Below are 23,109 nucleotides of genomic sequence, written 5' to 3'. Positions count from 1 at the left end.
TTGGGGAGGTAAATAGTAAATGAGTCAGCTAAGAAGAGGCATTACCCAATTCAGTATCTCGGTCATGCTGATAAGCTTGTTCCTGCAGCTATCCCCTAGTTCCGCAAGTGCTCAAGGACTAACGCAAGTCGATGGCGATGACATTGTCAGCGGCGGTTATTATGTGTTTGCTATTCCAGGTATCAGCAGCACTTTGTTAGGAAGCGGTCAATATGCAATATCCTCGGAAAGTAACGGTAACGCGTCACCGTCGCTGCGCAACCAAATCGCGTTTGACGAAACACAGTCTGGGGTCAACGAGGAAATCGTGTGGCAGGCGGTGCCATTTGGTTCAGGATATAGTCTAAAAGCCTACTCTAAGAATGGAGCAGCTGCCTATCTGAATCTGAATGGAGGTGATTTAACGCTTGGCGAGCAGCAGGAACTAAATCTGATTGTCAATGAAGATGGAACCATACTCATCTCCCGAGAGATAGACGGTACATTCTATTATGTGCGGTTTACCAACACCAATGGCGGTGGCTGGCAATCCAGCACGTATGATGCGCATAAACCAAGTATGTCCTTCCGTGTGTTCTCAATTACACAGAATAGTATTGTATTGAATGATAGAATCAGCCAGATTGATGGTGACGAGATTACGAGCGGTGGATATTATGTATTTGCAATCTCAAATATTGTAAGCAATTGGAAGGGGCGCGGTCAATATGCGCTTTCCTCAGATAGTAACACCAATTCTACACCGCTGCTGCGCGATCATATTAAATTTGACGAAACAGTGCCTCAGGTACACGGAAGAATGGTATGGCAGGCGGTGCCATTTGGTTCAGGATATAGTCTAAAAGCCTACTCTAAGAATGGAGCAGCTGCCTATCTGAATCTGAATGGAGGTGATTTAACGCTTGGCGAGCAGCAGGAACTAAATCTGATTGTCAATGAAGATGGAACCATACTCATCTCCCGAGAGATAGACGGTACATTCTATTATGCGCGGTTTACCAACACCAATGGCGGTGGCTGGCAATCCAGCACGTATGATGCACATAAACCAAGTATGTCCTTCCGTGTGTTCCCTGTCACCGAGAATATGATCATTTCAATCGATAAGATTACTGAGATTAATGGCGGGGAAATCGTAAGCGGCGGGTTTTATTCTCTCTCTATTCCCGGAATCAACAGCAGTGCGCTAGGGAGAGGTGAATATGCCCTTGCCAGTGAAAGTAACGGCAATGCATCCCCTCTTTTACTCCGTCATATTCCATTTGATGTAGATCAGAAGAGCTTGTCCAATGCTCTCGTATGGAAAATTGAAAGCTTTGGCGGCGGCTATAGCTTAAAAGTGTATCCCGGTAATGGAGTAAATTCCTATCTGAACCTGAATGGAAGCAGTTTGACGCTTGGTCAGCGGCAAGAGCTAAACCTGATTGTCAATGAAGATGGCACTGTACAGATTTCCCGCAATGTAGATGATATATCTTATTATGTACGGTTTACAAACACCAATGGCGGTGGCTGGCAATCAAGCACAGATGCTTCGTACAAGCCAAGCATGTCTTTCCGCGTGAGCGCTGTTCCGCTTACTAGTGTCGCGGAGCATCCGATTAAGCTTGTTTCCCCGAACGAAATGCAAAGCGGCGGCTATTATATTTTTGCCCATCCCGCCATCGGCAGCTCCGATCAAGGCAAGGGCCAGTTTGCTCTATCCGGTATTGCCAATATTAATCCTAGCAACTCTATACTAAGGCACGTAAAGTTTACTGAATCACAAGATGGTTTGGACAATACGATCATATGGAGATACGAAGCTTTCGGGGCTGGATTCAGCTTGAAGCTGCTCGGTGCCGGTGAGACGGATAGCTATCTGAATCTCGTCATAAACGATTCAACTGCTCGTGCGACATTGGGGCCACAGCAGGAATTGAACTTTACTAGAAATGCTGACGGAACAGCCAAAATTTCGCGGACCCTGAACGGCGCGGACTATTTTGTTCGATTTACAACCACAGGCGGAGTGGGCTGGCATGCGAACACTTATGATGGAAGCAATGCGTTCCGCGTGTTCGAAGTTCCTGGAGATCGCATCCTGCCAATGCCAAGCCTCATGAAAGGACAAGAACTGCTCGACGGCATGAAGATCGTATTAGCGATACGGGATATCTCCAGCAATGACCAAGGCAAAGGACAGTTTGCCCTATCCAGTACTCCGAATGCTTATACGGAGCAAGGACTGCTCCAGCATGTCAAGTTTAACGGAGCCGATCAACCTCCAGTAAACCCAAGTCTGGTATGGGTCATTGAGGAATACGATGGAGGGTATAGCTTGAGAGCAGATGGCGTCTCGGGGGAGAACAATTATTTGAATATCAGCATGGTAAACAACAAAGCTTCTGTTGGCCTGGGCCCCCGGCAAAAGCTGACGGTTACGTTCAACGAGAATGGGACGGTCATGATTTCCAAGGTCTATCTCAAGCAGCCATTTTATATTCGATTTACGAACCTAAAGGGGATTGGATGGGAAGCGGCTACCCCGTCAAACTCCGCATCCTTCCAGGTATACAATGTTTCCTATGTTCCGACGCCAAAGCCGACCTATTATAAAGTCGGCGCAACAAGCCTGGTCAGCGGCAAGGATTATGTGCTAGCCATTCCGAAAATCACTCCTGTCGGCGGCTCAATAGATCAGTATGCGGTTTCCAGCGAAAATACAGCTGGTGCAAGCCCTCTTCTACTGAACTATGCCAGTTTTAACGCTTCGCAGAGCGTAATCGATTATCGGCTCATTTGGAATATCGAACAAGTAGAGGGCGGCTGGACGCTGAGGTCTGTTCAAGCGACGGGTGACAATAAGTACCTGAACATTGAGCTGGACAACGACAATCAGCCAAGTCTGACGCTTGGTCCTAAGCAAACACTGACGATAAGCGCGAACGGCAGCGGTCTGGCAAGAGTGTCGAGAGTCATCGACGGCAAGACGTATTACATCAGCTTTACGACAGGGAATGGTCAAGGCTGGCAAGCGAACACAAGCAACAGTAACAACTTATTCCATGTCTATGAAGTGGAGATCGACGGAACAAAGCTGGATGTTGAAGAGCCGCGCGAAAAACCGTTGTTTACCATTACGGCCCTTACTGATCTGCATGTTGGTTACGGACTGCAGGATCAGCCGGACGTCATTAGGGAACAGACCCGTCTGGCATTGGAGCAAATCAAAACGAAAGAAAATCCGGATGTGATTGTTGTTACCGGGGATATCAGCAGTACAACCGGCGGCGATCCATGGAATGCAGAGACCTATAATAAGGTTGTTTCGCAGGTGACCGAGGCGTTTGCTCAGACCAGCAAAGACGGAAAAGTATTGTATGTAGGCGGAGATCAAGATTATGAGGCAGGTTCGACACTGTACAACTCTGGCGCTTATATGGATGCAACGATGCTGGGAAGCCTTGGGCCTTATGAAGATGCGCTGTATGAAGGAACCGACCGAAATTCGAATCTTCTGGCTTATTACTACAAGATCGGCGGGATCCACTTTATCGGAATCAATACCCCGTATAATGGGGACGACACGATCGACTCCAATGTGTATGCTCCGGAAGCGGTAGATTTTCTGGAGAACAAACTGTCGAGCATAGACAATAATGATAAAATTATCGTACTCGGGCACTATCCTTTACAGGGATCACAAGCATTATCTGCGCCAAGTCAAGGACTCTCGGATGACAACGGCATGGACACGAGAATAAATAACTTACTGCTGAACTATCCCAATTTGATTTATATCTATGGACACGACCATGGCGGCCCGATCATCGAACAGGACACCTTCGAGCGAATGACCGCCTATAACGCCGACGGCAGCGTTGAGCAGGAGCGTACCGTTCGGTCTACCGGTTTCGTGTCCGGTTTTGCAGGTTCATTGAGCTATTCTAACAACCGTTTCGATCAAGGACCGCTTTCAGCCAATCAACCGGCTGTGGTCCAGTCGCTGATGATCTATGTGTATGAGGATCACGTGGATCTGCAGATGAAAAATTACGGACAACAGACAGGTGAGAAGAAAAACCTTATGTCATATGCCATACCGTTCAGACAATGGATTACCTCGGATCACTATTCGATCGACCGTACTGCAGGAACGGTAACAGACATTCCTCACAGAATAACCATTGAAAATTTCTTGACCGGGTTTGATCACCCTGAGGAGCTGTCGGTATTTGGGGTGGATGGAATCGAGATCACCGATTATAGCCGAAACCTCCGTTCTGGGATGGCGTTGAAACGAATGAAAGGTACTGTAGAGCAGGATTCCCTGGAGGTTCTGGTAAATCTGCAGGCTCTCACGTTGCAGCCTTTCGAAGGAAACCCGTTGGTGCCTAACTCGGCCGATACCGAGATGATCGCGGTTACAGACCAGGTAGACAACAAAATTGTTGTATACAAGCAAGACAGCTTGGATTGGAATAATCCTGATGCTGTAGTTTGGAAGTGGCTTCCTTCTGAAGCTTTGGGCTTTACCGGCATTACAGATTATGCCCGTGTGACGGATGCCAAGCTTCGCTACAGCGAATTTTATGGCGGATATGTCGTTGTAACGACCGCTTCCGGCGGCTTTGTGGGATTAATTGACTACGAAACGGGTGAACGTCTATATAGCCGCGACACGAAGAACGAAAACAATCCTCACTCTATTGAGCTGTTGCCAGACGGCAACCTTGTTGTGGCGGATAGTGTAGGGAAAGCCGTTACGATTTACGCGTCTAGCCAAGGGGATTCGAACGGCTATTTCTACCGAGTGGAGCTGCCTGGGGCCCACGGTTTGGTTTGGGATAACAAACGTAAGCTGATTTGGGCTGTTGGAGATTACGAGGTGGTTGCTTATGAAATTACTGGAACATTACAGCAGCCGACACTGACATTGAGGGAGGATTTGGGGGCCGATCTCCCAAAACCGGAAGATAAAGAAGGAGCTTGGGGGCATGATTTGTTCCCGGTTACAGATGGCGGCGATCTGCTCTGGATTACGGGCCAATATGACGTTTTTCAGTTCAATATGGTTACTGGCGAGGTCTCAACTCAATTTGATGCATATGATGATGTCTTCGCTCTAACAGCAAAGTCCATTGGTACACAGCCGTACACCGGCAACATTATCCGCACGGTTCCAAATGGAACGCTGGCGTCTTATAACACGAATGTCGTAGATATCTTCCGGCCTGACGGAGAAGGCGGATATACCCGCGACGAAAGAACGCATAACCGAGAAGCGTACTACAAAGCGCGTGTATGGTACCCTAGCATTCGGATGATAAACGACGTCAATCATCCATTGGAGCCATCGGCAACCTTAAGCGGTCCAGGCAATGTGGAGGAGAATCAGTCGTTCGATGTCGTTTATGGATTTAACAATATGAACGGACCGGTGTTGGCTCAAGATGTTACATTTAACTACGACGAGCAGAAGCTTGAATTTACCGGATTAGAATCGATGAAGGAAGGCTTCACCGTCATTGAATCCGTCTATGGTCCAGGAACGATACAATTAATAATGGTCGATCTCGGCGACAATCCATCCGTTTCGAACAGCCAACTGCTGAAACTGCAATTCAAGGCCAAGCCGTTGGAAGAGTCTTCGGAGACCGTTATCGAGGTAACGAATGTGCGCACATCGGACGAGGAAGGACAGGAAACGCAGCTGGCCGGAGCGCGGTATAGGGTGTTCATTGTGAAAGCAGTTGACGAGTCTGCGCTTGAGGCTCTGATCGGCGATGCACTAGCAGCGGTGGAAGGCGAGCGAGTCGGTCAATATCCTCAAGGCGCTAAAACTATATTACAATCTGCCATTAACGTGGCGAAGGCGGTTGTAGACAATGACAAAACAAGATCGGCATCAAAGATTTGGCATACGTCGCTAGACTTATATTAAATAAAACTGATAAAGGATACTATCCGGGGGCAGGCGCTATTCTGCCTGCCTCTCGTTCTGTCATCAGGAATCGGTCACGGTTGCAGAACACGAAGAGGCACGATGAGAACGGATCGAGTCCAAACCCTTCCTGAACAAGTGCGGCCAATCCGTCGATGGACTTTCGCAGATCGGTTGATCCGCAGGCCAGGTAAACGCTTTGGGCGCTGGTGGGTTTGACGCTTACTTGGCTGTGGTACTCCATGCACGAAAAGGCGACGGCGAAAAAACTTGCCGTTACAGTCAGCACGCTAAAACGTATCATAAGTAACGGCTGGCCTAGCCGAGCGCTTTACTTGATTGAATGTTTTCAACAACGAGGTTTATATTAAATATAAACTATCTAAAAAAGGAGTGACAATATGTACCGGAAAATAGCGGGTACGATGCAGGTGATCGAAGCGATTTCGGACGATAAGCTTGGACAAGCGATTGTGGAAGGGCATAGTTCGCTTGGCTGGCTGGGATGGCATTTGGCGACGAACCCGGCGTTTTTTGCAGGGTTGGTCGGTGTTAAAGTGCAGCCAGCGGGGACGCGGAATAATGTGCCGAGCAAGGTGAGCGAAATTGTGGAGGCCTATCGCCGTATGGCCGCGGATGTGCAGGAAGGGGTCAAAAGTGCGCCGACGGATGATATGTTGAGTGTAACTGTGCATTGCTATGGGTAGTGAAATGGCACGCGGAAAACTGCTCAGTATATTGCTCACTCATGATACGCATCATCGCGGCCAGATGACCGTACTGCTTCGTCAAGCAGGCCTTACCGTACCGGGAGTCATGGGTCCGACGAAAGAACAAATGGGATAAACCTCACTTATATGGCCAGGGATCTAGCAACCATTCATTGGATTTTCCATAGCATAAAAAGACAAGCCGGATGCGAATTGCTTCCGGTTTGTTCGCGCATTATGAGATTATAAAGCAGTGTTTTTAGAGGATGCATTTGATCCGAATAAGGATTGATGGATTTTTGATATTTCATGTTGGGGTGATTTATGGTGTTTATTCATTTATGTAGTTTCATCACACCCGGCCTGTAAGGGATGACATAGCTCCCCTTGGCTCTTTTGCAGGCCGGGCCTTCTCCCAAGGGGCGTGATGAAATGAAAAAAAGCAGAAAGCGAAGTCGTGCGTATTACCGACATCATCGAAGAAGGGTAATTCAGCGTAAGAATAAGATTGCCAAACAACTCGGCTGGAATGAAAGATATGCAGGGAAGTTTGCTAAGGGTAAGGTTCATTGTTCCTGCTATTACTGCAGGAAAAAGACCAAATATTTAGGATTACCCAAGTCAGATCTTGTAAGGATGCAACGTATGGACAACCTCGACGATTGGGTATAGCAAATCTACCTATTGAAGTTGTAAGGATTGGCTGTAGACATGAAGTCTATGGCCTTTTCTCAAAAAGAATGCCAGAACAAGGAGGTTCCGCAATCTTATTGTAACGAAGAAAGATTCTTCATCTGTCCATTTGTCATCTGAGGTTGAGTGATTAGTAGTTTTTGCGAAATCTGTTCAATGATACAATGGACGCAACATTTGAAAGGATCAAAATCACAGCAATGAGTATTTTATAAATATGGAGTGGGAATTGCAAAAATACGTCGGAGATAATCAATAAACTTATCAGCATAGATAGATACGAAAATGAAGTTCTTGATGACAAACCTATTATTATATCCCCTCGTTCGTCCATGCCCTCTTCCTTAGTAAATTTCTTATTGTAATAGTAATTATAGGTGACGGCGATCAGGGCAATAGACCAAGCGGCTAATTCCAACCATTTCATTGTAATTCCTCCTCATCAAATTCCTCAAATTGAAATACTTCCGTGATTTCAACTTCAAATAATTTAGCGATCTTGAAGGCTAGGATTAAGGACGGATTGTATTTGTTTGCTTCGATCGAGGCAATCGTCTGCCTGCTAACACCTAACCGATTAGCAACTTCCTGTTGTGACCACTTTTTTGCTGCCCTTAAGAGGTATACGTTATTTTGAAGTTCTCCATTTATCTCCATTTTTCCCCTCCTAATCCCGATTGTAATTAATTTTTTACATATTGAAAAGTATTTTATACAAAATGTAATTTATTTTATTCATGGGGTTCGCTCGGCAGATTGCCTTGAAGCGGCACTCGTTGCATGTTTATCCATAACTTTTTTGCAAAACTATAGCCATTGAGAGTAACGGTTAACCCCCGTCGTTAGGTTTGAAGAAGGTTCGTTTATCTGAAACCAACGAATCAAAAATGTGGTACCGCGAAGGAAAACCTATCGCCTCTTTGCAGGCAATAGGTTTTTTTATTCCCCTAATTATGAAAATAGGTAAACGGAATAGGCCAATGGTATAATATTACATAAGTAAATTTTGAAGGGAATGCTATCATTGAATTTGCAGTTCATTAATAAAATCGAAGCATGGCACAAGGTTGAATTTCTAACACCTTTCCAGTTCCAGTGGGATAAGGATGAAGATTATCTGATAATGGAAGAAAGACAAATTCCATGGATGGACCATGAAAAATATCGTCTCCAAGAGACGGAAGATGATACTTTTCGTTTTACAGTATACATAGGGGTTGTGGACACTGAAGTAGTTATGCAATCCGTACGTAAATTTTTGCATGATGAAGAACAAGTCCTGGAGGATATAAATTATAAGACAAATACAGCAATCGCAGAGATTTCATTAGATTTTAACGGGAAATACATAGCTGGAAGTTTTAAGTTATCGACGTTGCCTTTTGCACTTGGCCAGTTGAAAAAAGGGGATTTTTATAAGGATTGGTACCATGAGTTTAATAAACTTCACGTACAGTTAAATGAGACGATTGATAGAGAACTTCAACATACAGTCACTTTGGACAGAATGAAATTTATTCAGCAAGAAATTAGTGATTTTGTCGGATGGTCATCAGACTATTCTTATTTTATTGCAAAATGCAGGAAAGTTCCAAAACCTAAGCAGGCAGATAAAGAACAAACTTCTTTCGCTAGAGAGCCGGGTATATTAAATAGTTTCTATATTAAAGATCTTGAGTTGGTGCGAAATAGTCTTAAATCGGAAGGAGCAATAAGCGGCGGGCTGGTTCAGTTTTTAAGCGGTGAAGAGATTCCTCAAGAAAATCGGCAAGACATTCATCGTAATAAGGAAAAACTCTTCGAGATTCTTTCCCCTGAAAACATTCCATTAGGAAAATGGCCGGGCCATCCGGAACATTCTCTCAACTTAATGCAGCAGGCTGCAGTAAACCAGTTATTTAAGCAATTGCAAGACTCAACTGGAATATTCTCCGTTAATGGTCCGCCTGGGACTGGAAAAACAACACTTTTAAGGGATGTCATTGCCGAAATCATGGTTGAACGGGCTGAACGCTTAGCAGCCTATGATGATCCGAAAAAGGCTTTTTCCTTCATTAAAGAAGCGGACGGTTCTATCAAGAAAGTGCAAAATTCATATGTGAATACACTCTCTCCCGAATTATGCGGGTTTGGCATAGTTGTGGCGTCTTCGAATAACGGGGCCGTGGAAAATATATCAAAAGAACTGCCCGATATTAAAGCGATACATGAATCATTTTTAGAGGTTGAAGGGGCAGATTATTTCAGGGATATTGCAGAAAGAATGCACGGAGCCCATTCATGGGGGCTTATCTCTGCCGTTCTTGGCAATAGCGGGAATCGGTTTACTTTCAATACTAAATTCCTTGACCGGGGAAAAGATAAGGATAAGCCGGGAAAATCCTATTTTCAAATCCATGATGAATGTAAGGCCATACCAGACCACGTACATATAGAAAAATGGAACAAGGCTAGAGAATTATTTAAACAAGCCCTAAAAAATGTTCAAGATTTAAAGAAGGAAGCAGTAGAGTTATATGAACTTTGCATTAGAAGAAATAAAGTCGAAGCGGAGATAAAGCATAGGCAGGATGAAATACAGTCTCTCACTTTGAAAATGGAAGAACTGAAAGAAAAGCATCGGCAATTAAACAGAGAATGTAGTGAACTGGATGAGAAAATTTATGATTTGAAGGAAGCGCTAGATTATCATAATAGGCAAAAAATTGGTTTTTTTGTCAGGTTATTTAGACGTAAACCCTATAAAGATCATCTGGCACGGGCAAATTTCTTAAATAAAGATATCTCTGAACAAATTCAATTAATTAGTCAAAAGAAATCTGATCTAAAAGCCGTAGAAGACAAGCTCACGCCAATATCTGATAAATCTATCAAGTTAAATGAAGAGCTTGCTCAACTAAAGGAAGAATTTGCGTCCATTGAATCGAGGATCAAGAACTCTTTGCAGGAAAAACCGCGCTGTGTGGTTAGCTTGATGGATTTAATTCATGGGGATAATGAGGAGATTCAGAAATCTTCTCCATGGATTACGCAAGAGTTTTCTGCAGCAAGAAGTAAATTGTTTTTAGCGGCAATGCATGTTCATGAATGCTTTGTTCGTGCATCGGTTTCGAAAATAATTGGTAATGTAATCCTTTTTAGCAAATTAAATTCACTTGATACTTTTGCGGAGAAAGAAGTTTTCAAACCTATATGGGATGTTATCAGCCTGATCATCCCTGTCGTTTCAACTTCATTTGCTTCTGTTGCCAGCATGTTTAGAGGTGTTGGAAGTGAAAGTTTAGGATGGCTAATAGTCGATGAAGCAGGACAAGCGGTGCCCCAAGCTGCTGTGGGTGCCATATGGAGAGGCCAAAGAACAGTGGTTGTTGGAGATCCAATACAAATTGAACCGGTAGTCACCCTACCGAAATCTGTCTTTAATGACATTAGGAAATATTATGAAATCACTCCGCATTATTTGTCCGAGAAAAGCTCTGTTCAGACACTTATGGACCTTGCTAATAAGTACGGAACATTTCTTCAAAGTCGATGGATAGGGTCGCCATTATGGGTGCATCGAAGGTGTATCAACCCTATGTTTAGGATCTGTAACGAAATTGCATATGATGGCAATATGGTACTCGCTACGGAGAATCCCGAGGATAAACAAGCACCTCTTAAGGCAGAGGAACAGAATCAGGTAAAGTTTCTAAAGCACATGGGTCCGAGTTCATGGTATCAAGTTCAGGGAGAGACGGATGTCAGACAATACGTTCCTGCCCAGGGCAAACTGGTTGCTGAACTGGTTAAGAAAGCATTTCAATACTTTAACGGACAAGTTCCGAGCTTGTTTATTATTACACCATTTACGGCTGTAAAAGAAGAACTGAAGTCTTTATTGAAAAATAGGTATGAAGAGTTAACTTCCTCTAAGATTAATAAAAAGCAGTTTCATAGATGGATTAATGAATCGGTAGGAACTGTCCATACTTTCCAAGGCAAAGAAGCATCCGTAGTCATTTTTTGTTTAGGAGTTGATCATAAAAATCCGGGCCCGGCTTCATGGGCCACTAACGAACCTAATCTTATTAATGTTGCCGTTTCCAGAGCAAAATATCGCTTCTATGTCGTAGGAGATATAAATATCTGGGGGCCCTTGGAATATATGAAGGTGGTTAGGCGCGAGTTAGCTTGCGAACAACCTGGGTAATTTAAAGGAAGTTAGTAGGGCTATTCGAGAAATTTGATCAGGATACAAATAAACCTTCAAGAGATATAAATGGGAATGTCAAATCGGGAAATATTGAAATTATTATTCTCAAAGGTAAGGAATTTCTTGAAGCATGAATTTCTAGATTATGGGAATGTGCCATTTGGGATGAAAGCGACTGCGAGTCATAAGCGAATTAAAAAGGAATGCAAGAGAACTGCTGGCTACCGAAGCTAGTGATGAAGTTCATAATATTTTAATGACACTTGGAAATAAAATTGAGACGCTAATAGACTTGTATCCGGTGGAGTATTTTCAATAAAAGGGGTTAAATCAGCTCCCAAGGCTCAACCAGGTTCAAACAGCATCTTAATTTATCTCCTCAAGACATGTTGAAGCTGTGTTCCTTGGTAGGTTTTTGAGACAGGCCTGGGGATGAATGAATTGGGATGCGAGTGATGGCGTCCTGAATTCAATGCTATCTGCAGTTTTTCGGAATACATTTGCATCTGATGCATTACCTTTTTTCATATATAGATGTACTCTGATTAGAATGGAGGCATTTTGGATTAATCCAAATGACAAGTTTAGCAGGAATTGTATTGTTGGTTGTTTTGCTGCTTGCTCTATTTATTGGTATTAAAATAGATTGAAGGATTAAGTATCTATTGGCAAAGAAATCGCTGAAATCAAAGGAAACAGATGGACATAAAAAGGTACGGAAAGGGACTTTTTTGTAAAAGTAAATAAAATAATTTCATTTAAGAAGTATGCTAGACTTTGGAAGCATTATCTTTTCACAGTCTTCAGTTGGTTCAGGTTTATCTCCAATAAGAATATTGCCTTCTATACTAGGTCGAAATATATACTTATTATATAGTTTCTCCCCGTTAGTTAAAGTGATTGTAGCAACAATTACAGGTTTTAAAAAATTTATATATATTCTTACAAGTGGCTGAAATAGAAGCCTGAGGAATCCATACATTAACAAAACTATCATTGATATTCCGAAATAGGCCTTAATCGATGGCAAAGAAAATAGTGTAGTAAATGTATCTTCTTGGCTAATGTTTAGTGAATGGTTTAGGTAACTTAGTATTATATTAATTGTATAACCGAATAAAACACTCAATATTATGAGATAGGTAATAATAAAAATAAAGAACACCCAAAATATAGATTTGTTACTAAATACTTTTTTATAGGTGTATCTCAGTAATTTTTTATTTAATATCAAGATAAAGAAAAAGGTGAATAGAATTCCAGCTATAACCACACACGACAAGGTAATCGCGTTTGGTAAAAGACTATTTGGAATAAATGGAAATGTACTAATAGGGATATGTTCGGTAGTGTTAAATGAGGTGGGGACTACTGTAAAGTATATAAATGCCATCATAGCGGATAATTCGATAAATATCTTCCTGACTATGCGCTGGTAACCTGTCAGAAAGGGTATCTCTTCCAAAGAAATACTTATTATTGGATGAGGAATGAAGATCATTTTAAATAAGCTTAAAAGAATGGTGACACCGATTCCGCTAAAAACCCAAGCTATTATCGACTGATCCAATTAATAAATCCTTCCAGTTCTTTAGGTATATTATACTATTAATCTTGAAATTTTTGTTAAAAATACGGTTTTTCAGTATTAATGACATATATAACCTCAACATAAATCAACAAAACCAACCATAATTTGACTATAACTGTTAAACAGGATAAATTGTAAGGAGGGATAGTTTACGGGAGGGCCAAAGCATGGCTGGTGACAGGCGAAATTATTGTGGGAACATATCTACCTTTTTGGATTAAGGGAGATGTGTCTTTTTTTATTTTCAACAATAGTTATAGGGGTGACTTCACATTGATTATTTACAGCAGCGCGTTGGAGTTTTGTCAGACGGTTGACCGAAATGAGATCACTGTGAAAATCGAGGAAGCTTTTATAGATAGAATGGGAAAGAAGCCATCCTTGGGCGAGAAAAGGGACAGCGAGCTACGGACGGCTGGGACAATGAAGCTCTTGAATTTGAACTGGTAGATTATGTCGGGGTTATCATTGGGAATGATCTGAAATAAGATCTTGATAAAATGGAGCTCTATGCCGATTATGAGGAGTATAAAGATAGAGTTGGCAAGAGAGGACTTAAGTCTAAACCGGCCCAATTAACAGCTCTCATTAAAAATATTTATATAGTTTTGCTTTCCAGAGGGATAAAGGGCTGCTATGTCTACTGCCGTAATCCTGAGCTGCAGCAGTATTTACAAACTAGGTTGAAGCAGGTTCAAAGGGACGATTTTCGATAATAAAGAACTTGGAGCTTGAAAGGTGCTAAAGAAGCAGTACAAGCGATAGGTTAAACCCAACATTTAAATTGTGAGGTCCTTACCAGAACTTTTGACTGTACTATATATTTTTCACAATAGGCTGGTGATGAGATGGCTTTGCCACCAAAGTACTATAATGAAAGTTCGTATCCTACCTTCTCCTTACAGGAGGCTTTGCATAGGGTTATGTCCAGTTATTTACAGGCCAAAACGGAATCTTTTGCTGGACACGAACTTGGCGAACTAGTCCGTAAGACTATTCCGAACCAACTGAAACAAATACCTTTTGTAACAGAAGAGTTAAAGGTTCAAGCCTCCGTAGGGCAAGGGAATTGGGCTGCTATACCATGGATCGCTATTATGGATAAACGAATTACGGGTACAACACAACAAGGTGAATACGTTGTCTATTTGTTCTCCGAAGATATGAAGAGAGTGTATTTAACTCTAATGCAAGGGGTAACGGTTCCTCTCCGTGAGAAGGGGAGAAGTGAAGGGTACTCTTATTTACAGGACAAAGTCAAAGAAATGCGCGAACAACTTCCACTCCATGGCATGCAAAAAGATGAAGAAATTTATTTGAACACCAAAGGGCTAGGTCGGGATTACCAGGTCTCCACCGTTGCGTATTACTGTTACGAGCGGGATAATCTACCTGACGATCAACAATTAATTTCCGACTTACATAATGTGGTCAATAATTATAAACAGTACGTCGCGTTTACATTAGGAGAACCTATAGAGCTTGATAACGATCCGACTGAGGAGGTATTAATCGTGGATTCTTTATCTCCGCAGGAGAGGATAGCTTATATTAAACAATATATAGCAAGTAAAGGCTTTTTCTACCCTGAGCATTTTATTGAGAACTTCTATCTTTCTCTTAAGTCGAAGCCTTTTGTTATATTAGCAGGCATATCAGGAACAGGGAAGACAAAGCTGGTGGAGCTGTTTGCAGAGGCAATTGGAGCAACAAGTGACAATGGGCGGCTGAGAATTATTCCAGTAAGGCCCGATTGGAGTGATCCGACCGATCTTTTAGGGTACAAGGATTTAACAGGTGCTTTCCGACCAGGACCTTTAACCAAAGTCATCGCAGAAGCTTCGCAACCGGAGAATCATCATCGTCCTTTTTTTGTATGCTTGGATGAAATGAATCTGGCTCGAGTCGAGCATTATTTCAGCGACCTACTTAGTATACTAGAAACGAAAAGATGGCACAGAGATCGAGCTCAAACGATTGCCCTTATCCCCCAAGAAACTCTTTCATCAGAATATGATATAGAGATGTATGGGAAACTATACTTACCAGATAATGTATACTTGATTGGAACCGTCAATATGGATGAAACGACCCATCCTTTCAGCAAAAAAGTTCTCGATCGAGCCAATACAATAGAATTTAACTATATCAATCTTCATCAATATCCCGATAATAGTAATAACACGCTTGAAAAGGTTAGTGTGACGGAAGTTCCCAACTCGTTCTTAAGGAGCGACTATCTGCAACTCATTGACATATATGATGAGTACTCCCAGTTAGTAAGGCAGACGACGGAATTATTGGGTCTCATTAACGATATCTTGGAACCTATTCATTGTCACATTGGTTTCCGTATAAGGGACTCTATTAGCTTCTATATGATTTATAATGAGCGATTCCAGCTATTGAAGACTGAGGAAGCATTCGATCTCCAGCTATTGCAAAAGATTTTGCCAAGAATTCAGGGAAGTAGTACATCCGTCAAAAGAGCTTTGTTACAACTAGCTCAATTAACCATCGGCAACAAAATCCCCATTAAGGACTTCATGGAGGATGCCACCGAGCTATATTCGTCAACTATTATGAAAGAGAAAGCGAAATATCCCGTGAGCATGAAGAAGCTTGCTTATATGATTCGGAGGTTAGAAGAAGATGGCTTCACCTCATACTGGCTCTCTTAGTCAGCCTATAGAACTGATTCGAGTTGAGACGAATTTATTTAATTTATATATTCAGGGGAAGCCGTTTCATCCAACCGTAGATGCCTTGAACCTTCACAGAAATGAACAGAATGAATGGGTGGACGCTCCCATTCATTTTTCTTATGGGCAAACATTGGAAGTCCAATCTATTTGGGTGTTCTCTCCAGAGCGAGGGGACATGGTTAGCTGGGAGGAAGGGCAGGGAGGATCTCCGCTATTTTTTGAAACGCAGTCTTATGAATTCGTTGTCGAGAAGAAGGAGGACATACCGCTAACCTTTTACCACGATAATCTTAACTTGCGGCAAGCGATCAAGCCACTGGGAAAGCGAATATTATCCGGAATCCTAAATTTTCGTAATGAGATTGGTTATTCGGAGCTAGTTCTTAGGCTGGGGGGACAACCTGTCTTTAGCCTACAAATTGAAGTGTTTCCATCCAAGATGGACTACAAAAAAGATTATCAGCGCATCCTACAGGACGTTAATGAACAGGTCTATAACCTTTCTTTTGACTTTCTGCGCAAAACATATCATATGACGGGACTTAAAGAAACGAATCATCAGAGTTTAACGGAGTACTTTACTATTTTGCAGCATGTCTTTAATCAACTAGTTGAAGCAGTAGAGCGAATTAAGACCGCTCCCCATGTCAAGCTTCAAGCGGAACATAGGGTGGTGGATGCAGCTAGAGTCAAAAGTGTGGGCAAAGATACCTTAGCTTACTTGCAGAAGCGAGCACACCTTCTGCAAGAGAGTACGAAGGGGATTCTTACGATTAATGGCAAGGATTATACTCCTAGTAGATTGTTAGAGAGTAAGCGGCAGATCAGCTATGATGTGCCGGAGAATCGCTTCGTCAACTATGTCTTAACACGAACACAACAGAAGCTTAAAGACATGAAGCTTCGATTAACCCAGCTTAAACGTAATTCAGATCCGCATGTCATCGACAAAATCCAATGGATGCAAACTCAGCTTCAGCGGGTGCTAAGATATGATTTCTTAAATGTAGGCGAGCTTAGGCAAATGTCGATTTCTTTAGTTTTACAGATGGCCCCGGGGTACCGGGAGGTTTATCGCTGCTACCTTATGCTGATGAAAGGGTTGTCTATTCAGAGTGATCTTTTTCGCTTATCTATGAAGGATTTGGCCCAATTATACGAATACTGGTGTTTTCTTAAGATCAATCAATTATTAAGTAAGAAATACGAACTCCTCAAACAAGACATTATAAAAGTTAATAGGCAAGGGTTGTTTGTTACCTTAGATAAAACCCAGAAGGCGAAAATGACGTATCGCAACCCGCAAAATGGGGAAGAGTTCACTTTGTATTACAATGCTCTCCCCAAAGGGGATCGTAGTCCCACCCTTAGTCAAAAGCCAGATAACGTACTTACGTTAAAAAAACGGGATTCGGGAGCAGAGTATAAGTACATTTTCGATGCTAAATATAGGATTAATCCTGCTTATGAAGGCACACCTTATTATGAAAAGTACAGGGCACCTGGTCCTGAGGAAGAAGACATTAATACGATGCACCGTTATCGGGATGCCATTCATTATACGGGGAGTAACGATCAAGAATATGAAAGAAGCATGTTTGGGGCGTATGTTCTCTTTCCTTATCATGATGAAGGCCGATTTAAGGAACATCGTTTCTACAAAAGTATTGAGCTCGTGAATATCGGGGCGTTTCCGTTTCTACCTGACTCGACCACCTTGATGGAAAATTTCTTGGATGAGATCATTTGGGATAGTCCAGAAAAAGCCTATGAACGGTCAACGAGACCAAGGGGGACGCAAGAGTATTATGTGAACAAGCTTTCTGGTAAGAACGTGTTGTTAGGCTCCTTAAGTAAGAAGGAACAGCTCCAAATTGCTTTAAGGCACCGATTCTACCATACTCCCTTGGGCAATATTCGAGATCATAAAGTATTGACGCAGTTGGAATATATAGGCCTTTATCAATCCATTACTTTGTTCGGTAACCATGGAGAAGTAGGGGTATCGTATTATGGGAAAATATTGGACTGGAAAGTCATTCCGCGCAAAGAGATTAAGGAAATCTCTTCTAGCCGAGGGAAGGATGACGAGTTGTACGTGGTTTTTACCGTTGAAGAATGGCTCAAGCGGCCAGAGCCAATCATTCCCGGTGGGCATGGAATCTATAGAGTTCTATATACGACGAAATATATGTTTGACCGAGCACGAGAAATCGCTGAGCTGAGACTGGAGACCGAGGAGGAGTTACGAATCTGGCGAGAAAAACGGCGACAAGGGAAAGTAAAAATTCAACTCGACCAGCAGCATGCGGATTTAGCTAAGAGTCTTAGAATTGAGGAGTAGGGGAAAAGGGGGATAGGTGTGGAAGGAATTTTAGAAGGAATAAAAATATTAAGTGCGTTGCCTGCGATAACAGCAATTATAGGAATAATAAAATTTTTTAATAGAGTTTTGAACAGAAATGAATTAGAAAACCATGTAACTGAGTACGACAAGAAAACATGGGAAAGTTTTGGTGAGGTTTTAATAATATGTATTTTGTTGGTGTTAGGTGTGAATGTACCTGTTCTTCTATTGGATACCAATAATCCCCTGTTTTCTAAACTAGCTGGAATACTGTTCTTTATTAGTTTTCCAGTATTAATAATAACAACTGTAACAACAGGATTAATAAGTTTGTATTTTAATATTGTAAAGTTTTTCAAAAAGGAATTTTTAAATAATCTTATGCATGTCATTATTCCGAAAATACCATACCCTTTATTGTTTTCATTGATGTTAACCAATGTATCTTACTCTATTTTACATTTACCTGAAAAAGTAACGAGTGATTTTTTGGTTGGTTACATAACGGTTATTTATATAATTTATACAGCACTAATATTGTTATCGATAAATACTTTGAAGTATATCGCCAAGCCTTCCATTGCTGCCGTTAAAGTTGAGGCTATTCATGATGCCTTAATAGAAAAAGTACTCACGAAACTATGCTTTATTTACGCACTGGATAATGAAAGACATGTGATGAGTCATGTAACAGTTAAAAAGAATGAGTTAGTTTTACCTGCCTATATTTATTATCCAAAGGAAAATAGACTAATTAAATATTACAGAGAAGAAAGTTGGTTTGGGGGGAGTAAATCGATCTGAATTTCTTAGAAAAATATTTGCGAAGATGGAAATTAGGGAAGGTGTAATCCTAGATTGTGGAATAAGCTTCTTATCGTGTGTTCGAGTTATTATTCTATGGATACATACCGGTTTGTGGGGAATGCCTGGCCTGGCGTTCTGTCAACGCGTGGACATTGCCTGAAATCGGAACAAGGCTGCTGTAATGTAACGGAGAAAGCGAAGGAGGATCAAATGGCAATCGATCTGAACAATACGTACATGGCCAATCGCTTTGCTTGAGCCACTGGTAGTTTTCCAAAAAGTCTGCTTAGTAAAATTATCGAAAAAGTGGTGAGATTTTATTTATGTGTATAAATTTTGGAAAGTACGACATACCTCCAACTTTGGAAAAGCTTATCGATTTTAAAAAGGAGATTGGAGGATCGGAGCCTTTTTATAATGCTCTGAATTTTTACCTTGTCCGGGATGAGAATTTCCGATATTTCAACACGCCAAGTGATGTGATCATTTTTGGAAATATCGGTGTAGACGGCATTCACTATGGCTTCCTTACGGATTATGGCTCCGCAGATCGCCTTGAAGCAGCGCCCATTGTTTGCGTTTCGCCAATGGATTTCGATTGTCCCACCAAAATTGTAGCGGGCAGCCTGAGAGAATTTCTTCGCGTTAATCTGACAGATGGAGCATTGTTTTACAACTGGTTCCAAAGCGAAGAGGATTACATAGCGACCAAGCGGCGTTGGGCCGAAGAGGCCGCCAACTCTCCATATCGGCCATCGGAAGCGGAAGAGAAAGTACGTCAGGATATCATCCGGCGGTTAATGGAGGTGATCCCCATGCCCGAGATCGATAATCCGTATAGGTACGTTCAGGAAATCGGTCTTCAGCGGCAAAAGCAGATTACCTTTCAGACTCAGGACGGATTAGGGGTTATCGCCCGGTTGGAGGAAGGAGAGAAGCATGTGCCGTTCCCGGTTGATAAGAACTTAGCCCCTGATTTGGATCGGCTAAGGGATTTCCTGGACACCGCGCCTAAAGCTTCGAAACTTGCGCTGTTTAGGGATATTCAGCTAAATTATATTTTGCGTGATGACGAGCCGTTGTGCTCCATAGTTACGGAAGAAATGATTAAAATGGGGCTCGCGGATGAAGCCGCGCGAATAGCGGAGATGGGTTAATGATGGAGGAAGGTTAGTATATTGATGAAGCACAGTTGAAAAAGAAATAACAATCTCGTTTTTTTATTTATGGTGTGGTGAACCGTGTCATCGCTAGTGGTAAAGCAGAGGATTGAGCTGCAGGTTGAAGCTTCAGTGCTATGTGCTCATTTAGGAGCGTATGGAGCAGTGATTTAGGCTTCGAATCAACATACAAACCTGTTAAAAGAAGGAAGATGGAGGCGGATGTCGAATTATACACAAAACATTTTAAAAGGGGAACAATAGATGAATCAAAATTATTTTCTTGAGTCGATACCTAATATTGAGTCAAATGATGGCTTAAGGGAGCCGCAGATTGAGGCGTATAAAGCCGTTTACGATCATCTTACTGTTCAAAATAGTCGTGAGCATGCTATTGTTGTTCTCCCCACTGGTGTAGGGAAAACAGGAGTTATGGGCTTAATACCGTATGGAAATTCATTGGGAAGGGTGTTAATTATAACACCTCAATTGGTCATAAAAGATGCAGTGCTTGATTCTCTTGACCCCGAGCATCCAAAGAATTTCTGGATGGCGCGGAACATATTTAGCAAATTTAATGATCTTCCCGCAGTTATTGAATACGATAGTGCAACCTCTAAATGGGCGTTGGACGAAGCTAATATAGTTATATTGAATATTCATAAGCTTCAAGAGAGATTGGACAAAGCCCTTGTTAAAAGAGTTCCTTCCGATTACTTTGATATGATTATAATTGATGAGGCTCATCATTCAACAGCCCCAACATGGGAGAAGACCTTGGAGTACTTTTCTTCAGCGAAAGTCATTAAATTAACAGGGACTCCGTTCCGCTCCGATGGTGAAGTGATCGAGGGGAAATACGTATACAAATATCCTCTGAGTAAAGCAATGGCAAAGGGATATATAAAATCACTGGAAAGAGTCAAATATATTCCTGATGCATTGTATCTGACAATTGATCGTAAGGACGATACTTTGTACTCCGTTGATCAAATTCGAGATATGGGATTAAAGGAGGAAGACTGGATATCCCGTTCCGTTGCCTATTCAAAAGACTGTAGTTTAAAAGTCGTTAAAGAAAGTATTGATATCCTTGAGCGTAAGAGAGTAACTGGCATACCTCATAAAATTATTGCAGTTGCATGTAGTATATATCATGCTGAACAGATTCAAGCCATATATGAAGAATCTGGAATGAAAGTTGCGGTAATTCATAGCAAACTGCCCAAGGATACGCTTGCCGCTGGTTTAAATGCTATTGAAAACCATAAGGTTGAGGTAGTAATACACGTGGCCAAATTAGGTGAAGGATATGATCACAAGTATTTATCTGTAGCTGCCATATTTAGACCATTTCGTTCAAGGTTACCTTACGAGCAGTTCATAGGCAGGGTACTTCGTTCAATTGATCCTGATGAGGTTGTGAATGAAGAGGATAATATCGCGGCGGTTGTGCACCATCAAGAGCTAGGACTCGAAGAGCTTTGGGAATTTTACAGAAAAGAGCGGGAGAAGAGCGATGTAATTAAATATATTGAGCGTGGTGGGTCTACTGTAGAAGGCGGCAATATCACTGATCGAAATATAAATAAAGAAACTGGTTATGTACAGGAAGACGGGGATGGAGAATTTGTAACAGATTCTTTTATAGATACTGAGCTATTAAAAGAACGGGAGCGTAGGATTGCTGAAGAGCGTGAAAAGCTAAGGAAGCTCAAGGATTTGCTCCCTGATTATCCAGATGATGTTCTGTTACAGATGGTTAGAAGACAAGAAGAAGGATCAACGGCTGAAAAAATCCTAAGACCTGATAAATATATCTTTAGGAAGAAGCGAAATTTAGATGATCGAATTAAAATTGAGATGGTTCCGGAGCTAATTATTAAATATAATATTCGTAAGGAAGGCAAAGAGCTGAGTAACTCTCGAATATTTCGTGGGAAATACGCTTGGATACCGGAAAAGTCCGCTGATAATGCTGCAATGTTAGCTATATATCTTGAATATCGAGTGAATGAAGCAGTTGGAAATCGAGCTCGCGCATCATGGGGACCAGAAGAGTATTCTGCTGCGCTTGATCAAGTCGAAGGCATTTATAAAGTAATGGAGCAGATTTTAGAGTCTGAATTTGGAGGGAATTAAATGGATCACATCCACGAGCTTTACACGTTAACAGAAGGGCATATAGTCACACCTAATGAACTTTTGGCAAATGCAAAGTTGCCTAACTATGAGTATGTGAAGTTTTCTAATAACGGTATTGGGCTACATGTAGAAGCTTGTTGCCAGGTAGAGGAAGGAAAGCAAGTGATCTTTAATTATTACTTTGATAACAAAGATTGCCTTCAGAAATTAGTAATGGAATCTGGGGCAATATCAGAAGTCATCTTTGATCGAATAGTTGAAATTGAAAAGCTTAGATCTAAAATAAGAAACACGAAACGGTTTGCAAAAGTTCGCAACTGAGACATATCCGTCACCTTCTGGTGACGGATATGTTTTATCTTTGTCCCGAGCTTTATGCGCCTTGTAATACTTAAACCTGTTAATGATCATTATAAAAAATTGCCTCTTCGCTATAGTTCATGGGGTTATGTCTACTTAGTAGAGATAAGTCAATACTGCCGAAGATTATTGCTAGGGAGCCACGCATCGCTCGCAACTGTACCAATTCCCTTGTCTGGTTTTTACCTATCATACTAGTCGAAAGACAGTTACCCAATCAGTAGAGCGAAAACCCGTTAAAAAATGACATAGAACTTGGGCCAAAAAAGAAACAAAATTCGAGTATTTATGACTAGTGCGGTTGGAAGAAAAGGTACTTATTGGTTGAATTTTGTCTACTAATCTACTATAATTATATTGCCCATAGATTATATGGCTATGGGGATGTGGATGACTTCTTGTCAAGTGTCGCATGGGCAACCTTGCACAACTGACTGATACCTGAGATGGCTAGCGTGATTAATTGAACC

At 41.8% G+C, this 23,109-nt stretch carries 13 protein-coding genes and 1 pseudogene; 10 read left to right on the top strand and 4 right to left on the bottom strand.

Annotated features, from left to right (window positions below):
* Positions 1-19 precede the first annotated feature (19 nt).
* Positions 20-5,926, top strand: coding sequence for a DUF6528 family protein (locus KJS69_RS13420; RefSeq protein WP_213584281.1), 5,907 nt, complete (start codon positions 20-22; stop codon positions 5,924-5,926).
* Positions 5,927-5,945: 19 nt separating this feature from the next.
* On the opposite strand, the gene tnpB is transcribed toward KJS69_RS13420, so the two are convergent.
* Entirely contained in the window at positions 5,946-6,170 is a 225-nt protein-coding gene (gene tnpB, locus KJS69_RS30265) for an IS66 family insertion sequence element accessory protein TnpB (protein ID WP_374706638.1), read from the bottom strand.
* 157 nt (positions 6,171-6,327) lie between these two features.
* Here tnpB and KJS69_RS13410 point away from each other — a divergent pair.
* Positions 6,328-6,772 (top strand): annotated as a pseudogene (locus KJS69_RS13410) (DinB family protein).
* A 687-nt stretch (positions 6,773-7,459) separates the two neighbouring features.
* Here the strand turns inward: KJS69_RS13410 and KJS69_RS13405 are convergent.
* Positions 7,460-7,756 (bottom strand): hypothetical protein, encoded by a 297-nt coding sequence (locus KJS69_RS13405; protein ID WP_213584279.1) that lies wholly within the window; start codon positions 7,754-7,756, stop codon positions 7,460-7,462.
* Positions 7,753-7,986, bottom strand: coding sequence for a helix-turn-helix transcriptional regulator (locus KJS69_RS13400; RefSeq protein ID WP_213584278.1), 234 nt, complete (start codon positions 7,984-7,986; stop codon positions 7,753-7,755). The genes KJS69_RS13405 and KJS69_RS13400 overlap by 4 nt, the downstream gene beginning before the upstream one ends.
* A gap of 367 nt (positions 7,987-8,353) precedes the next feature.
* On the opposite strand from KJS69_RS13400, the gene KJS69_RS13395 reads away from it, so the two are divergent.
* Entirely contained in the window at positions 8,354-11,521 is a 3,168-nt protein-coding gene (locus tag KJS69_RS13395; RefSeq protein WP_213584277.1) for a DEAD/DEAH box helicase, read from the top strand.
* Positions 11,522-12,278: 757 nt separating this feature from the next.
* On the opposite strand, the gene KJS69_RS13390 is transcribed toward KJS69_RS13395, so the two are convergent.
* Entirely contained in the window at positions 12,279-13,094 is an 816-nt protein-coding gene (locus tag KJS69_RS13390) for a hypothetical protein (protein ID WP_213584276.1), read from the bottom strand.
* 521 nt (positions 13,095-13,615) lie between these two features.
* On the opposite strand from KJS69_RS13390, the gene KJS69_RS30260 reads away from it, so the two are divergent.
* The 7 genes from KJS69_RS30260 to KJS69_RS13355 all read left to right on the top strand — a co-directional run bounded on the left by KJS69_RS30260 (position 13,616) and on the right by KJS69_RS13355 (position 22,600).
* A complete protein-coding gene (locus KJS69_RS30260) occupies positions 13,616-13,831 on the top strand; it encodes a DNA/RNA helicase domain-containing protein (RefSeq protein ID WP_213584275.1) in 216 nt (71 codons plus the stop codon).
* Positions 13,832-14,038: 207 nt separating this feature from the next.
* On the top strand, positions 14,039-15,796 hold the full coding sequence (locus KJS69_RS13380) for an MrcB family domain-containing protein (RefSeq protein ID WP_249730504.1): 1,758 nt from the start codon (positions 14,039-14,041) through the stop codon (positions 15,794-15,796).
* Positions 15,768-18,164, top strand: coding sequence for a restriction endonuclease-like protein (locus tag KJS69_RS13375; RefSeq protein ID WP_213584273.1), 2,397 nt, complete (start codon positions 15,768-15,770; stop codon positions 18,162-18,164). The genes KJS69_RS13380 and KJS69_RS13375 overlap by 29 nt, the downstream gene beginning before the upstream one ends.
* Before the next feature lie 18 nt (positions 18,165-18,182).
* A complete protein-coding gene (locus KJS69_RS13370; protein ID WP_213584272.1) occupies positions 18,183-18,971 on the top strand; it encodes a hypothetical protein in 789 nt (262 codons plus the stop codon).
* A gap of 326 nt (positions 18,972-19,297) precedes the next feature.
* Entirely contained in the window at positions 19,298-20,131 is an 834-nt protein-coding gene (locus tag KJS69_RS13365) for a hypothetical protein (protein WP_213584271.1), read from the top strand.
* Between the two features lie 267 nt (positions 20,132-20,398).
* On the top strand, positions 20,399-22,276 hold the full coding sequence (locus KJS69_RS13360) for a DEAD/DEAH box helicase (RefSeq protein WP_213584270.1): 1,878 nt from the start codon (positions 20,399-20,401) through the stop codon (positions 22,274-22,276).
* Entirely contained in the window at positions 22,277-22,600 is a 324-nt protein-coding gene (locus tag KJS69_RS13355; protein WP_213584269.1) for a hypothetical protein, read from the top strand. It abuts the gene before it with no gap.
* The last annotated feature ends 509 nt before the right edge of the window (positions 22,601-23,109 follow it).

Source organism: Paenibacillus sp. J2TS4, from assembly GCF_018403245.1.
Lineage (GTDB): Bacteria > Bacillota > Bacilli > Paenibacillales > NBRC-103111 > Paenibacillus_L.
This window is presented reverse-complemented; position numbering and strand designations above follow the sequence as displayed.